Source organism: Rhizobium sp. CFBP 13726 (assembly GCF_014841925.1).
GTDB classification, from domain to species: Bacteria; Pseudomonadota; Alphaproteobacteria; order Rhizobiales; family Rhizobiaceae; genus Neorhizobium; species Neorhizobium soli.
Window position 1 is genome coordinate 196,136 of the sequence record NZ_JACYUU010000006.1, and the last position, 14,058, is coordinate 210,193.

General features: G+C 58.7%; 16 protein-coding genes. 13 read left to right on the plus strand and 3 right to left on the minus strand.

Going from position 1 to position 14,058, the window contains the following annotated elements; all coding sequences use genetic code 11:
* Positions 1-12: 12 nt before the first annotated feature.
* From IFT66_RS21720 to dnaQ, 4 genes are read left to right on the plus strand one after another with little or no spacing between them, the layout of a single operon-like run.
* Positions 13-612 (plus strand): Maf-like protein, encoded by a 600-nt coding sequence (locus IFT66_RS21720; RefSeq protein ID WP_184655647.1) that lies wholly within the window; start codon positions 13-15, stop codon positions 610-612.
* Positions 605-1,465, plus strand: coding sequence for a shikimate dehydrogenase (locus IFT66_RS21725; RefSeq protein ID WP_192078907.1), 861 nt, complete (start codon positions 605-607; stop codon positions 1,463-1,465). Before IFT66_RS21720 ends, IFT66_RS21725 begins: the two co-directional genes overlap by 8 nt.
* Positions 1,462-2,070, plus strand: a complete 609-nt coding sequence (gene coaE, locus IFT66_RS21730) for a dephospho-CoA kinase (protein WP_192078908.1) — start codon at positions 1,462-1,464, stop codon at positions 2,068-2,070. Before IFT66_RS21725 ends, coaE begins: the two co-directional genes overlap by 4 nt.
* Positions 2,063-2,767: a DNA polymerase III subunit epsilon gene (gene dnaQ / locus IFT66_RS21735; RefSeq protein WP_192078909.1), complete on the plus strand. Its 705-nt coding sequence runs from the start codon at positions 2,063-2,065 to the stop codon at positions 2,765-2,767. The genes coaE and dnaQ overlap by 8 nt, the downstream gene beginning before the upstream one ends.
* 71 nt (positions 2,768-2,838) lie before the next feature.
* Here dnaQ and secB read toward each other — a convergent pair whose 3' ends face one another.
* Positions 2,839-3,315 (minus strand): protein-export chaperone SecB, encoded by a 477-nt coding sequence (gene secB / locus IFT66_RS21740; RefSeq protein ID WP_062462904.1) that lies wholly within the window; start codon positions 3,313-3,315, stop codon positions 2,839-2,841.
* Between the two features lie 92 nt (positions 3,316-3,407).
* Complete coding sequence (locus IFT66_RS21745; protein ID WP_113110008.1) at positions 3,408-3,947, minus strand: FxsA family protein; 540 nt, start codon at positions 3,945-3,947, stop codon at positions 3,408-3,410.
* A gap of 123 nt (positions 3,948-4,070) precedes the next feature.
* On the opposite strand from IFT66_RS21745, the gene IFT66_RS21750 reads away from it, so the two are divergent.
* The 5 genes from IFT66_RS21750 (at position 4,071) to gyrB (ending at position 9,426) form a co-directional block, all read left to right on the plus strand.
* Positions 4,071-4,769, plus strand: a complete 699-nt coding sequence (locus tag IFT66_RS21750) for a Tim44/TimA family putative adaptor protein (protein ID WP_062462907.1) — start codon at positions 4,071-4,073, stop codon at positions 4,767-4,769.
* Complete coding sequence (gene mltA / locus IFT66_RS21755; RefSeq protein ID WP_192078910.1) at positions 4,766-5,902, plus strand: murein transglycosylase A; 1,137 nt, start codon at positions 4,766-4,768, stop codon at positions 5,900-5,902. The genes IFT66_RS21750 and mltA overlap by 4 nt, the downstream gene beginning before the upstream one ends.
* 10 nt (positions 5,903-5,912) lie before the next feature.
* The gene (locus IFT66_RS21760; protein WP_082471708.1) at positions 5,913-6,494 is read left to right on the plus strand and encodes a Smr/MutS family protein; all 582 of its coding nucleotides are present in this window, start codon (positions 5,913-5,915) and stop codon (positions 6,492-6,494) included.
* Positions 6,491-6,844 (plus strand): helix-turn-helix domain-containing protein, encoded by a 354-nt coding sequence (locus IFT66_RS21765; RefSeq protein ID WP_092665195.1) that lies wholly within the window; start codon positions 6,491-6,493, stop codon positions 6,842-6,844. The genes IFT66_RS21760 and IFT66_RS21765 overlap by 4 nt, the downstream gene beginning before the upstream one ends.
* 146 nt (positions 6,845-6,990) lie before the next feature.
* Positions 6,991-9,426, plus strand: a complete 2,436-nt coding sequence (gyrB, locus tag IFT66_RS21770; protein ID WP_062577110.1) for a DNA topoisomerase (ATP-hydrolyzing) subunit B — start codon at positions 6,991-6,993, stop codon at positions 9,424-9,426.
* A 112-nt stretch (positions 9,427-9,538) separates the two neighbouring features.
* Here the strand turns inward: gyrB and IFT66_RS21775 are convergent, their stop codons facing one another.
* Complete coding sequence (locus IFT66_RS21775) at positions 9,539-10,138, minus strand: nitroreductase family protein (RefSeq protein WP_092665198.1); 600 nt, start codon at positions 10,136-10,138, stop codon at positions 9,539-9,541.
* Between the two features lie 140 nt (positions 10,139-10,278).
* Between IFT66_RS21775 and IFT66_RS21780 the strand changes: the two genes are divergently transcribed.
* From IFT66_RS21780 to IFT66_RS21795, 4 genes are all read left to right on the plus strand, one after another.
* Complete coding sequence (locus tag IFT66_RS21780; RefSeq protein ID WP_192078911.1) at positions 10,279-11,121, plus strand: fumarylacetoacetate hydrolase family protein; 843 nt, start codon at positions 10,279-10,281, stop codon at positions 11,119-11,121.
* Positions 11,122-11,293: 172 nt separating this feature from the next.
* Positions 11,294-12,586 (plus strand): polyhydroxyalkanoate depolymerase, encoded by a 1,293-nt coding sequence (locus IFT66_RS21785; protein ID WP_192078912.1) that lies wholly within the window; start codon positions 11,294-11,296, stop codon positions 12,584-12,586.
* A 163-nt stretch (positions 12,587-12,749) separates the two neighbouring features.
* Positions 12,750-13,190 (plus strand): DUF2852 domain-containing protein, encoded by a 441-nt coding sequence (locus IFT66_RS21790; RefSeq protein WP_113109957.1) that lies wholly within the window; start codon positions 12,750-12,752, stop codon positions 13,188-13,190.
* A gap of 98 nt (positions 13,191-13,288) precedes the next feature.
* On the plus strand, positions 13,289-14,050 hold the full coding sequence (locus IFT66_RS21795) for a M48 family metallopeptidase (protein ID WP_192078913.1): 762 nt from the start codon (positions 13,289-13,291) through the stop codon (positions 14,048-14,050).
* The last annotated feature ends 8 nt before the right edge of the window (positions 14,051-14,058 follow it).

A 14,058-nucleotide genomic window follows, 5' to 3' on the forward strand; every position in this document is an offset into this window, starting at 1 on the left:
TCTGCCGTGACAATGTCTCACTCCAGGCCACTCATACTGGCCTCATCCAGCAAGTTCAGACGCATGTTGATGGAAAATGCGGGGCTGAGTTTCGAAAGCCGGGCCGCCGATATCGATGAACGTCAGATCGAGGCGGGACTGGTGGGCGCCAGCCCAGATATCGTCGCGCTGACCTTGGCAAAGGCCAAGGCGCTCGATGTCAGCAGACACTATCCTTCCGCCATCGTCATCGGGTCGGATCAGACCATGTCGCTTGATCATCGCGTTTATCACAAGCCGAAATCACGGGAAGAGGCGCGCGAAAGCCTGCTCTCTCTGTCGGATAGGACGCATAGGCTGAACAGCGCCGTCGCTCTTGTACGCGATGGCGAAACCCTTTGGGAGCATGTTGCACACGCCGATCTTACCGTCAGACCGCTCAGCGAGATATTCGTGGATCGCTATCTGGATAGGGTGGGCGAAACCGTGTTCGGAAGCGTCGGCGCCTACCAGTTGGAAGGTGAGGGCATTCAGCTCTTCTCGCGGATCGAGGGAGATTACTTTACCATTCTCGGCCTACCCATGCTGCCGCTTCTCGACACCTTGCGCGCGATCGGAGCGATCGATGGCTGATTCACGTGAAACACTTTTGGTTAACGCTTTCGTAACGGGCTGGCCGATCAAGCACTCGCGTTCGCCGATCATCCACGGTCATTGGCTGGCTAAGTTCGGTATTGCTGGCTGCTACACACGTGAAGCGGTGGCACCTGAGGATTTTCCAGCTTTCATCAGCAAGCTCAAAGACGGATCATCGGGCTATCGCGGCGGCAATGTCACCATTCCCCACAAGGAAATGGCTTTTGCGCTCGCTGATCGTCCAGATGCGATCGCCGAAGAACTTGGTGCCGCCAACACGCTGTGGATGGAGGACGGTGTTCTTCACGCCTCGAACTCCGATGTCTACGGCTTTACCGCCAACCTCGACGAACAGTCGCCCGGTTGGGGAAATGTCGATCGCGCCGTCATTCTCGGTGCCGGCGGTGCCAGCCGTGCTATCATTCAAGCCGTCAGGGATCAGGGCGTCGGAGAAATCCATGTCGTCAACCGGACCGTGGCGCGTGCGCAAGAACTTGCCGACCGGTTCGGACAAAACGTGCACGCGCACGCGATGGAAGCACTGGGCGAGGTCATGTCCGGCGCAGGTCTCTTTGTGAATACAACATCGCTCGGCATGGACGGCGCGCCGATACCGCAGTTCGACTTCTCGACCATGCTCACGAACGCAGTCGTTACCGATATCGTTTATATCCCGCTGCAAACGGACATTCTGAAACAGGCGGAGGAGCAGGGCTTCGTGACCGTGGATGGTCTCGGCATGCTTCTGCATCAGGCCGTGCCGGGTTTCGAGAAATGGTTCGGCCTCCGCCCTGTCGTCGATCGGGCGCTGCGGGATCTCGTCATCGCAGATATGGATATGCACGGATGATCGTTATCGGCCTCACCGGCTCCATCGGCATGGGAAAATCCACCACCGCAGAAATGTTTGCGCAAGAGGGTATCCCGGTCAACGATGCCGACCAGGTGGTCCACGATCTCTATCAAGGTGAAGCGGTCGATCCGATCGCGGAGGCGTTCCCGAATGCGGTCAGAGACGGTGTCGTCGACCGACAGGAACTGTCGCGCCAGCTTTCGGTAGCACCTGAAAAATTCAAACTGCTGGAATCCATCGTCCACCCGCTGGTGCGCAAACGCGAAGCAGAATTTCTCGATAAACACAAAAGCGCCGGCGCAGCGCTCGTCGTGCTCGACATTCCCTTGCTGTTCGAGACCGGCGGCGAGAAAAGGGTCGATTTTGTCGTCGTCGTCAGCTGCGATCCACAGGTGCAGCGCCAGAGGGTACTTGCGCGGCCCGGCATGACGGAGGAGAAGTTGTCGATGATCTTGGCGCGGCAGGTTCCGGATGCCGAAAAGCGCGCGCGTGCCGATTTCGTCATCGACACCGGCGCCGGACGGGAGACAGCCAGATCAAGCGTGCGCGAGATCATCGCCACGCTCAAAGCCGGCAGCAGGAACGGAAATACCCATGCGTGAAATCATCTTCGATACCGAAACCACGGGCCTTGAATCCAAGGCCGACCGGATTATCGAAATCGGCGGCATAGAGCTCATCAACAACTTCCCGACGGGAAGAACGCTGCACCTCTATATCAACCCGGGCGATCGCAAGGTTCATCCGGATGCGCTGGCTGTCCACGGCATTACCGACGAGTCGCTGAAAGAAAAGCCGCCCTTCGCCCAGGTGGCGCAGCAGATCATCGACTTCTTCGATGGCGCCCGGTGGATCGCCCACAACGCCAATTTCGATATCGGCTTTATCAATGCCGAGTTCGAGCGCATAGGCCTGCCGCCGGTCCCGCCGGAAAGTGTCGTCGATACGCTTTCGATGGCGCGCCGAAAGCATCCGATGGGTCCGAATTCCCTGGACGCACTGTGCCGGCGTTACGGCATCGACAATGGCCATCGCACCAAGCACGGCGCGCTGCTCGACTCCGAACTCCTGGCGGAAGTCTATATCGAAATGACCGGCGGCCGGCAGGCGGCGCTCGGTCTGGTCGGTGCCGATCAGCCGAGAAACGTCATCGAGATCGAGGATGTGGTGGTAACGGCGATTGCCGCACGACCACGGCCTTTGCCACCGCGCATCAGCGAAGACGACATCGCCGCCCATGCCGCGATGGTGAGCGGGCTCAAGGACAAGGCTGTCTGGCTGAAATATGCAGCCGACTGATTCCTACTGAAGTCCAGACATAAAAAAGCCCGGCTGTGACCGGGCTTTTTTGTATTGGATCGGTCTGCTGCTCAGCTGTTGAGCGGCTGAACCTGCGACTTGGTCTGTTCTTCGGCCATACGCTGCGAGAACATCTGACCGAAATCGATCGGATCGATCATCAGCGGCGGGAAGCCGCCATTGCGGGTGACGTCCGAAATGATCTGGCGTGCGAACGGGAACAGAAGACGCGGGCATTCGATAAACAGCAGCGGCAGCATGTGCTCCTGCGGGAAACCGGTGATGCGGAAAACGCCGCCGTAAACCAGCTCGGCCGCAAACACGATCTTGTCGTCTTCACGGGCTTCGGCACTCAGCGATAGAACGACGTCGAAGTCGTTTTCCGAAAGCGGATTGGCGTTGACGTTGACGCTGATATTGATCGCTGGAGCCTTGTCGCGCGACTGCAGCGAGCGTGGCGCGCCGGGATTTTCGAACGAAAGATCCTTGGTGTACTGCGCCAGGATATTGAGCGAGGGTGCGGAAGCCTGTTCGTTATCGTCTGCCATAAAAATTCCTCAAGGCTGGAAAGGGTGGCTGAAAAGCGTTGGGGGCACTTAACATTTCGCTCCGGGGCTTACAACCCTGCGAGATCTTAGCCTTAAGGTTCGATCCGCTTATCCTTGTCCGCCCAAGGCGAGGACGGGTTCGGTTCGCGGCGATAATCGTCGTCATCGAGATCGACCACCGGGCCGGATCCAACCGGATGAACAGGCGCAGGACCGGGGCCAGGGCCGGGACCGGTGCGAAAACCGCCCGGGCTTCTTCGATCGCCCGAATTCACGACAACCACGCGGCTGCCGATGGCCGACCAGATCAGCTTGCGGATAAAGGGCACAAGCAGTGCGAGACCAATGATGTCGGTCAGAAACCCCGGCAGCATCAGCAGGATGCCAGCCACCACGACCATCGCTCCGCTTACCAGTTCGGCTGCAGGCATCCGACCTTCGCGCCCTTCTGTCGAAAGCCGCCGCAGCATAGTCATCCCCTGGCCGCGGATCATCAATGCGCCCAGGAGGCCCGTTCCGAGGACGAGGCCAAGCGTTCCCCAAAGTCCGATCGCTCTTCCGACCAGAACAAAACCAGCGATTTCGGCCAGCGGCCATGCCAGGAGAACAACCGGAAGGAATGGTAAGCGCATAATCATTGCCTGTATCTAATTGGCGGATATGGGTTCATCTCACGCCGTTGCTATTTGAAGATGGGCGGTAGGAGACTATATGAAAAGCTGCATAGAACTTTTAAACGACAATTGCGGGATAAAATGGGCTCGAACGACTTGATAACACTGTTTTTCCTCGTCGCAGCAGTGCTGATATTCCTGCAATTGCGCAGCGTCCTCGGCCGGCGCACGGGACATGAGAAGCCGCCGACTGAGACAGTCAGCCCTCGCGATGTTGCCCGCGGTCCCGTCGAGGACGATAGCAAGGTAGTGACGCTTCCTCGCCGCGACAATGTCGATGAGGAACAACGCAATGCCGATATCGATGCCGTCGCAAAGCCTGATACGCCGCTCAACGCATCGCTTCGTGCCCTCGTGAAGGAAGATCCGTCGTTCCGCCCGAAGGAATTCCTCAACGGCGTGCGGATGGCGTACGAAATGATCGTCATGGCTTTTGCCGATGGTGATCGGAAGACCTTGAAGGGGCTTCTCTCCAATGAGGTCTATGACGGCTTCGAAGCGGCGATCGCCGAGCGCGAGGCCAAGGGCGAGGTGATCAAGTCCACCTTTGTCGGCATCGACAAATGCGACATGACACAGGTTTCGATCAAGGACGGCGAATCTCAGGTTACCGTCCGCATTGTCAGCCAGTTGATCTCCGCAACCTTCGACAAGGCCGGCACGCTGATCGACGGCGATCAGGAAACCGTAGCCGACGTCATCGACATCTGGACCTTTGCCCGCGACATCGGCTCCCGCGACCCGAACTGGAAGCTGGTCGCCACCGAATCCGAACAATGATTTCCGCGTCTCCGACCCTCTCTGACTTCCGCCTCGAGAGGGTCGACTTCGCGGATCTCCCCGGTTGGGCTGCCGACGATCCGAGCCCGCTGTATGAGGCGATGCATGCTTGCGCGGCCCATATCCGCAACGTTAAGCCCTATCGCAAGGGTTCTCTCGGCCTGGAGGCCATGGAACTGGCGGACCTCTTCGAGCAGGCCGCACCATTTGCCGATGCCTCTGCAGCTCGCACCTTCTTCGAACAACGCTGCACACCCTTCCGGATCCTGAAGCACAATGACGAACAAGGATTCGTCACCGCCTTCTACGAACCGGAAGTCGACGTCTCCGATGTGAGCGAAGGTCTTTTCACCCATCCCTTCTATTTCCGGCCTGACGATCTCGTCGATCTCGACGAAAGCAATCGCCCTGCGGATCTCGACTCCGGCTACATGTTCGGCCGTCAGACGCCGGATGGTATCGTCGCTTATCCGGATCGCGGTGAAATCGATCGCGGCTGTCTCGACGGCCGGGGGCTGGAGATAGCCTTCGCACGGTCGCGGATCGACGTCTTCTTTGCCCATGTTCAGGGCGCAGCTCGGCTGGTCTACCCCGATGGCCGCGTCCGTCGCATCACCTACGCGGCAAAGGCTGGCCATCCGTTTTCGCCGATCGGCAAGCTTCTGATCGATCGTGGCGAAATCGCTCGCGAAGATATTTCCATGCAGAGCATACGGGCGTGGCTTGCCGAAGCTCTAGTGTTGAATCCGGCTAAGGTTGATGAAGTCTTATGGCACAACAAGTCCTACATCTTCTTCCGTGAGGCCGATGTCAGCGACCCTGACCTCGGTCCTATCGCTGCCGCCAAGGTGCCGCTGATCGCGGGACGCTCGCTCGCCGTGGATCGCTCCATTCACACATTCGGCTACCCCTTTTTCATCCGTGCGGAACGGCTGACACATCTCGACGACGGCAAGCCGTTCGCGCGGCTGATGCTGGCGCTCGATACGGGTTCAGCCATTATTGGGCCTGCAAGGGGCGATATCTTCACCGGTTCCGGCTATCACGCAGGCGAGCTTGCCGGCACGGTGCGAAACGATGCGGATTTCTATATCCTCGTTCCAAACGCGGCCGCCGGCCGTTATGCCGGGTAGGATATGGCGCATGAAGGATCGAAAACTCAGTTCAGATGAACGCATCCTTTGGGGCAAGGTGGCGAAATCCGCCCGTGCTCTGCCTGGGCGCATGAAAGAGATCGCTGCCTTCGAAGAGGAAATGGCGGCACGACTGGCGGCAGAGGATGAAGTCTCTAAGCCCCCGGTACCGCCAACCCAGCGTGTCAGCGATGCCTTCGCGGCAGTCGCGCCGAAGGTGAAAAAGCCTGCCGGCATTCATCATCCGCTGGAAAAACCCACCCGGAAGAAGCTCGCCAAGGGTCGCCTTGCGATCGATGCTCGGCTCGATCTGCATGGTCTCTACCAGGACGCCGCCCACGATCTGCTGCTCGATTTTCTTTACAGTGCCCATGATCGCGGTCTGCGCCATGTTCTTGTCATCACCGGCAAGGGCCGCTCGGTGGGCGGCGAGGGGGTTCTGCGCCGTGCGGTGCCGCTGTGGTTCTCGAAGGCCGAATTTCGTTTCCTGATCTCGTCCTACGAATGGGCAGCCCAAAACCATGGTGGCGAGGGCGCCATGTACGTGCGGCTTTCAAAGAGCCGTGCGGATTATCGGGGATCGGTCCTGTGACGCCTTTTGGTGAAGCGCTTCGACAGCTGCGTGCCAAAAAGGGAGTTACCCAGAGGCAACTGGCAGAGGCGATCGGGGTTACGCCTGCCTATCTGTCGGCCTTGGAACATGGCAAACGGGGCCGGCCCACATTCGAGCTGCTCCAGCGTATCACCGGCTATTTTAACATCATCTGGGATGAAGCGGAAGAATTGTTTCGGGTCGCAGAAGCCTCGCGCCCGAAAGTGGTCCTCGACACGACAGGCCTGGCGCCTGCATACACCGCATTTGCCAACGCCTTGGCGGCACGGATTCGCTCTTTGCCGCCGGACGTGCTAGAGGAAATGCGAAGACTTCTGCAAAAGGCTTGAATTGCCCTGGAAATCTCTGCGCATCCACGCCTTTCCAGGCATTTTGCGAGGCACCAACCTTTAGAAACCGCCCTGAATTCCCTATATTCAAGGCGGAGACTCCGGTGATTCGCTCGCCGGTATTTTAACCAACTGGAAGAGACTGAATGACCGACACACCCGTCAGCGATCACGGCGCGAGTGCCGAATACGGTGCCGATTCCATCAAGGTTCTAAAGGGCCTGGATGCGGTGCGAAAGCGCCCAGGCATGTATATCGGCGACACAGACGACGGCTCGGGTCTGCATCACATGGTCTACGAAGTGGTCGACAACGCGATCGACGAAGCCTTGGCCGGCCATGCAGATATCGTCACGGTCACGCTCAATGCGGATGGCTCGGTTAGCGTCACCGACAACGGTCGCGGCATTCCGACGGATATCCATACCGGCGAAGGCGTCTCGGCAGCCGAGGTCATCATGACCCAGCTCCACGCCGGCGGTAAGTTCGACCAGAATTCCTACAAGGTCTCGGGCGGCCTGCACGGCGTTGGCGTCTCGGTCGTCAATGCGCTTTCGGTCTGGCTCAAGCTGAAGATCCGTCGCTCAGGCAAGGTTCACGAGATCTCGTTCACGCACGGCGTCGCCGATGCGCCGCTGAAGGTCATCGGGGATTATGAAGGTCGCTCCGGCACGGAAGTTACCTTCCTCGCCAGCACCGAAACCTTCACCATGACCGAGTTCGATTACGGCACACTCGAGCACCGCCTTCGCGAACTCGCCTTCCTCAACTCCGGCGTTCGAATCCGGCTCACGGATCGGCGCAAGCCCGACGTGAAGGAAGAGGAAATGCTGTATGACGGCGGCCTCGAAGCCTTCGTCAAATATCTCGACCGTTCCAAGAAGCCGCTCGTCGAAAAGCCTGTCGCCATCAAGGGCGAGAAGGATGGCATGACGGTGGAAGTCGCGATGTGGTGGAATGACAGCTACCACGAGAACGTTCTCTGCTTCACCAACAACATTCCGCAGCGCGATGGCGGCACGCATATGGCGGGCTTCCGTGGTGCGCTGACTCGCCAGATCACATCCTATGCGGATTCGTCCGGCATCATGAAAAAGGAAAAGGTTTCGCTCACCGGTGACGACTGCCGAGAAGGCCTGACCGCAGTTCTTTCCGTGAAGGTGCCGGATCCGAAGTTCTCGTCTCAGACCAAGGACAAACTCGTGTCCTCGGAAGTGCGCCCGGTTGTCGAAAGCCTTGTCAACGAAGCGCTGAGCTCCTGGCTTGAAGAGCATCCGGCTGAAGCGAAGATCCTGGTCGGCAAGGTGGTGGAAGCTGCCGTTGCCCGCGAAGCGGCCCGCAAGGCTCGTGAACTCACCCGCCGCAAGGGCGTGCTCGATATCGCCTCGCTTCCCGGCAAGCTCGCCGATTGCTCCGAGCGTGATCCGGCCAAGTCCGAAGTCTTCCTCGTTGAGGGTGACTCCGCTGGTGGTTCCGCCAAGCAGGGCCGTTCGCGTGATACCCAGGCGATCCTACCGCTCCGCGGCAAGATCCTGAACGTCGAGCGCGCCCGTTTCGACAAGATGCTGTCCAGCCAGGAAATCGGCACGCTGATTACCGCTCTGGGTACATCGATCGGCAAGGATGAGTTCAACGCTGACAAGCTGCGTTATCACAAGATCATCATCATGACGGACGCCGATGTCGATGGCGCCCATATCAGAACCCTGCTGCTGACCTTCTTCTTCCGTCAGATGCCGGAACTGATCGAGCGTGGCCACATCTACATTGCCCAGCCGCCGCTTTATAAGGTGACGCGAGGCAAGTCGATCCAGTACCTGAAGAACGAGCAGGCTCTGGAAGAGTATCTGATCGGCATGGGGCTGGAAGATACGACCCTGACCCTCGGCTCCGGTGAAGTCCGTGCCGGCCAGGATATGCGCGAAGTCATCCAGGATGCATTGCGCATCCGCTCGATCATCGAGGGACTGCATTCTCGCTACAACCGCTCGATCATCGAGCAGGCAGCCATTGCCGGCGCGCTTCATCCAGATCTGACGGATAACCCCGAACGGGCCCAGCAGACGGCTAACGAAGTCGCCAAGCGTCTCGATATGATCGCCGAGGAAACCGAGCGTGGCTGGTCGGGTCACGTCACCGACGAAGGCGGCATGCGCTTTGAGCGGATGGTTCGTGGCGTAAAGGAAGTCGCCGTGATCGATGTGGCTCTGATCGGCTCTGCCGATGCCCGCCATATCGACCAGATGTCGTCGCGTCTGCAGGAGATCTATAGCACGTCGCCAGTTCTTGCCCGCAAGGATAGCGAGCAGGATATTTCAGGTCCACGCGCCCTTCTCGACACGATCTTTGCGGCGGGACGCAAAGGACTGTCCATGCAGCGCTATAAGGGACTTGGTGAAATGAATGCCGAGCAGCTGTGGGAAACAACGCTTGATCCCAACGTTCGCTCGCTGCTTCAGGTCAAGGTTCCCGATGCGACGGATGCAGACGGCCTGTTCTCGCGTTTGATGGGCGACGAGGTCGAGCCTCGGCGCGAGTTCATCCAAGAGAACGCGCTGAACGTCGCCAACCTCGATATCTAGCAATCTTTTCATCGTGCAAAAATGGCGGCCTCCCGGCCGCCATTTTTGTTTGTCCAGCAGAAATCTGTTTCACGTGAATCTAACCTGTGGATGGACGATTCACGTGAAACAATTATTCTTCGCCGGCAAACCTTCCTTCGAAAGCGACTTCCGATACAGGCTTGCGCTGGCTTGGAACCTCACGCTCGCGCAAGTCCTCCGGCAGCGTGTCCTTGGCTGCCATGCGCCCGATCGCCGCTGCGGCTTCCACCCTGAAACCCTCAGGCAAACCAAGTTCGCCAACAGCCTTTTCCTTGTCGAACCCTTCCATGCCATGCGCATGATACCCAAGCTTCATCGCCTGGCAGATGATTGAGAACCACGCGGCGCCCGTGTCGAAAGAATGCGTATAGCCCTCGCGACGTTCGCCATCCTTGGAAACGCGATAGGTTTTCGACACGAAGAAGACCAGCGCGCCCGCGTTTTCTGCCCAGCGCCGATTGCCCGGAACGAGTAGATCCGCAAGTCTGGTGAAATCCTCGGTACCATGTAACGCGTAGACAAAGCGCCAAGGTTGGCTGTTGCCGGAAGAGGGCGCCCAATGCGCGGCATCCAGAATGGTCAGCATCGTTTCCCGATCGATGGCTTCCTTCTCGAAGGCCCGCGGCGACCAGCGATCGAGAAAGAAAGCGTCGATTGGAAATTCCGAAGTCCGGCTGTTGCTGGTCGTCATAGTGTCCTCTCAAGTTTGGGTCTTACCCAATCTAGGCAGTTAGGGCTGCTTTGCAATGAACCGCAGATGGCAGAAAGAGGGGTGACAATCGCGCCTCTTTTTTGCATAAACACTTGTCTGACAACTGGAGGAATAAGACCTTGAAATTGATGCGTGTAGGACCTGTGGGCCAGGAGAAGCCGGCATTGCTCGATCAGGATGGCAAGATCCGTGATCTGTCTGGCCATGTCGCGGATATCGGCGGGGAGGCGATTTCGCCCGAGGGTTTGACGAAGATTGCCGCGATCGACGCGTCGACATTGCCGGAACTGTCTGCCGATCGGATCGGCGCCTGCGTGACGGGCACCGGCAAGTTCATCTGCATCGGCCTCAACTATTCCGACCACGCGGCCGAAACCGGCGCCACCGTGCCGCCGGAACCGATCATCTTCATGAAGGCCACCTCCGCCATCGTCGGACCCAACGACGACGTCGTCATTCCGCGCACATCGGAAAAGACCGACTGGGAAGTTGAACTCGGTGTCGTGATTGGAAAGACCGCGAAATACGTGTCGGAAGCCGAGGCGCTGGAATACGTTGCCGGTTACTGCCTGACCAACGACGTCTCCGAGCGCGCCTTCCAGACAGAACGCGCGGGCCAGTGGACCAAGGGCAAGTCCTGCGACACGTTCGGACCGATTGGCCCATGGCTTGTCACCAAGGACGAGGTCGCGGATCCGCAGAACCTTGGAATGTGGCTGACGGTCAACGGCGAAAAGATGCAGAACGGCTCATCCAAGACGATGGTTTACGGGGTCGCCTTCCTCGTCTCCTATCTCAGCCAGTTCATGTCGCTGCATCCGGGAGACGTCATCTCCACGGGTACGCCTCCGGGCGTCGGCCTTGGCCTCAAGCCCCCGCGCTTCCTGAAAGCCGGCGACGTTGTCGAACTCGGCATCGATAGTCTCGGCACCCAGAAACAGACATTCGTCGCCGATATCTGATCGATCGCTGGCATTGGCAAGGCGTGCTGCAGCGAGGGAAGGGCGGTGGTAAACCGCCGCCCTTTCATAACTACCTCCACAAGTGCTAGCCATGCTGCATTCCGATGGCGGAACGTTTTGCCCGCCACCGCTTTGACGGATATCGGACCAGGGATGAGGAGAGCCCGATTTCATGTTCTACCAGCTCTATGAGTTGAACCATGCCGCCATGGCGCCGTTCCGGGCCGCCGCGGATGCCATGCGCTTCATTTCCGACAATCCTATGAACCCGTTCGCCCAGACAGCACTTGGCCGCTCCATGTCGGCCAGTCTCGAAGTGTTCGAGCGGATGACGCGACGCTATGGAAAGCCGAGCTTCAATCTTCCGGAAACGGTGGTCGACGGTAAGCCGGTCATGGTCACCGAAGAGATCCTCTGGGCAAAGCCCTTTTGCAATCTCCTGCATTTTCGCCGCGATCTGCCCGCCGCGTGCCCGGCCGACCAGAAGATCCTGCTCGTCGCGCCAATGTCCGGTCACTATGCCACCTTGCTGCGTGGCACGGTCGAGGCGTTGCTTCCGCATGCGGATCTCTACATCACCGACTGGATCGATGCCCGCATGGTTCCGGTCACCGAGGGCAGCTTCGATCTCGACGATTACATCGACTACCTGATCGAGATGCTGCATCAGATCGGTCCCGGCACCCACGTGGTCGGCGTCTGCCAGCCGTCGGTGCCTGTGCTTGCCGCCGTTGCGGTGATGGAAACCCGCGGTGATCGGATGGCGCCCGCCTCGATGACGCTGATGGGCGGACCGATCGATACCCGCAGCAATCCGACAGCCGTCAACAAACTCGCCGGAGATCACCCACTCGAATGGTTTCGCGACAATGTCATCATGAGCGTACCGTTTCCGCAGCCGGGCTTCATGCGGCGTGTCTATCCGGGCTTCCTGCAGCTTTCCGGCTTCATGTCGATGAATCTTGACCGCCACGTCACCGCTCACAAGGAGTTCTACGAGCACCTCGTCAAGAACGATGGCGAGCCTGCCGAAAAACACCGCGAATTCTACGACGAATATCTCGCGGTGATGGATCTGACGGAAGAATTCTATCTGCAGACCGTCGATGCCGTCTTTATCCGTCATTCCTTGCCGAAGGGCGAGATGATGCATCGCGCGATGCCTGTTGATACGAAGGCGATCCGCTCCGTCGCTCTTTTGACGGTAGAAGGCGAAAACGACGATATTTCCGGCGTCGGCCAGACAAAGGCGGCACACACGATTTGTCCGAATATCCCGGATGACAAGCGCCAGCATTACATGCAGCCCGATGTCGGGCATTACGGCGTCTTCAACGGCTCGCGTTTCCGCAGCGAAATCGCCCCCCGCATTATCGAATTCACCCGTAAGCATGCCATGGCCGATACCAAGACTGCCAAGCCCCCATCCCGGAAGCGCAATACCAAGGGTGATTCGCCGACCTGAGAGCAGATCCGGTTCGATGCCGGTATCTGGATTTCTTCAAGGTATTTCAGCATGTTCTTGGATTTAGCGACCTGTCTTCTTGAAGGCGGGTCTGAGGCTCACCAAATCGGATATCATCGGGCTGGCATCAGGCCACTCCGCATTGAACTGAAGGGTGTAACCCATGAACCAGTCTGCATTGATTCGTCCGGAATGGACGCCGGCCACCATTGGTTTAATGGTGCTCGGTTTCGTGGTCTTCTGGCCTCTTGGCTTGGCCATGCTTGCCTATATCATCTTCGGGGATCGGCTTCGCGGCTTCAAGCGCGATGCCAATAATCGCGCCGACGAATGGGCCGGCAAGACCAGCCGATGGTTTTCCAGAAGCCGCGCCGCTGGCTACAACACGCATTTCTCGACAGGCAACGTTGCCTTCGACGATTGGCGCAAGGCCGAACTCAACCGCATGGATGAAGAACGCCGCAAGCTCGACGAAATGCGCGATGAGTTCGACAGCTATTCCCGCGAGCTTCGCCGTGCCAAAGATCAGGAAGAGTTCGATCGTTTCATGCGCGAGCGCCGTAACAGCAACGCTTCCGGCCAGAACCCGGTCGTCGACGTCTGATCGGTCAAACGGATCTTCTGAAAACGTAACGAGCCGGCGTCCTTGCGACGCCGGCTTTTTCATGAGAACGGTGCTCTCGAATCGGCTAGAAAGGCTACATGTTCGCGCTCCTCAAGAAGCCCCTTCGCGCCCGCCCGAAACCGCTCGAAACCGTGAAGCGCACGCTTGAAGTCGGAAACCGCGCTTTGCCGCTGACGATCAAGGAAAACAGTCGCGCCACTCGTATCACGCTGCGCATCGAGCCCGGCGGCCGCGCGCTTAATCTCACTGTGCCGGCAGGCCTTCGAAACAGCGAGATCGAGGAATTTCTCGAGCGCCATCAGGGTTGGCTGCTTACGAAGCTCTCGAAATTCTCCACCGACAATCCCATCCGCTCAGGCGGCTTCGTGCCGATTCGCGGCGTTCAGCACCGCATCGACCATACCGGAACGCTTCGCGGCCTGACGGAAATCGCCGTGGTCGATGGCGTGCCGGTGGTAAGGGTAAGCGGGCTGGAGGATCATCTCGGCCGTCGGGTCGCGACATTTCTGAAAAAAGAAGCACGTAGAGATATGGAGTTGCTGGCTTTTCGCCATGCCGCATCGATCCGCAAGCCGGTCGCATCAGTCACGCTGAAAGACACGAGAAGCCGGTGGGGATCCTGTTCCTGGGACGGAAACCTGAGCTTTTCCTGGCGCATCGTCATGGCGCCGCCGCTGGTGATCGATTACCTCGCAGCCCACGAAGTGGCGCATCTGAAGGAAATGAACCACGGGCCAAAGTTCTGGGCTCTCTGCCACCAGCTTTGCCCGAGGATGGAAGAGGCGCGCAAATGGCTGAAGCAGAATGGCTCGCAGCTTCACGCGCTGGATTTCAGCTGAAGCCCGGC

Excerpts from the sequence above, each read along its gene's own strand:
- IFT66_RS21760 (WP_082471708.1), top strand. The coding sequence starts at position 5,913 with ATGAAGGATCGAAAACTCAGTTCAGATGAACGCATCCTTTGGGGCAAG.
- mltA (WP_192078910.1), top strand. The coding sequence starts at position 4,766 with ATGATTTCCGCGTCTCCGACCCTCTCTGACTTCCGCCTCGAGAGGGTC.
- coaE (WP_192078908.1), top strand. The coding sequence starts at position 1,462 with ATGATCGTTATCGGCCTCACCGGCTCCATCGGCATGGGAAAATCCACC.
- IFT66_RS21790 (WP_113109957.1), top strand. The coding sequence starts at position 12,750 with ATGAACCAGTCTGCATTGATTCGTCCGGAATGGACGCCGGCCACCATT.
- IFT66_RS21720 (WP_184655647.1), top strand. The coding sequence starts at position 13 with ATGTCTCACTCCAGGCCACTCATACTGGCCTCATCCAGCAAGTTCAGA.
- IFT66_RS21750 (WP_062462907.1), top strand. The coding sequence starts at position 4,071 with ATGGGCTCGAACGACTTGATAACACTGTTTTTCCTCGTCGCAGCAGTG.
- secB (WP_062462904.1), bottom strand. The coding sequence starts at position 3,315 with ATGGCAGACGATAACGAACAGGCTTCCGCACCCTCGCTCAATATCCTG.
- IFT66_RS21745 (WP_113110008.1), bottom strand. The coding sequence starts at position 3,947 with ATGCGCTTACCATTCCTTCCGGTTGTTCTCCTGGCATGGCCGCTGGCC.
- IFT66_RS21775 (WP_092665198.1), bottom strand. The coding sequence starts at position 10,138 with ATGACGACCAGCAACAGCCGGACTTCGGAATTTCCAATCGACGCTTTC.
- IFT66_RS21725 (WP_192078907.1), top strand. The coding sequence starts at position 605 with ATGGCTGATTCACGTGAAACACTTTTGGTTAACGCTTTCGTAACGGGC.
- IFT66_RS21785 (WP_192078912.1), top strand. The coding sequence starts at position 11,294 with ATGTTCTACCAGCTCTATGAGTTGAACCATGCCGCCATGGCGCCGTTC.
- gyrB (WP_062577110.1), top strand. The coding sequence starts at position 6,991 with ATGACCGACACACCCGTCAGCGATCACGGCGCGAGTGCCGAATACGGT.
- dnaQ (WP_192078909.1), top strand. The coding sequence starts at position 2,063 with ATGCGTGAAATCATCTTCGATACCGAAACCACGGGCCTTGAATCCAAG.
- IFT66_RS21795 (WP_192078913.1), top strand. The coding sequence starts at position 13,289 with ATGTTCGCGCTCCTCAAGAAGCCCCTTCGCGCCCGCCCGAAACCGCTC.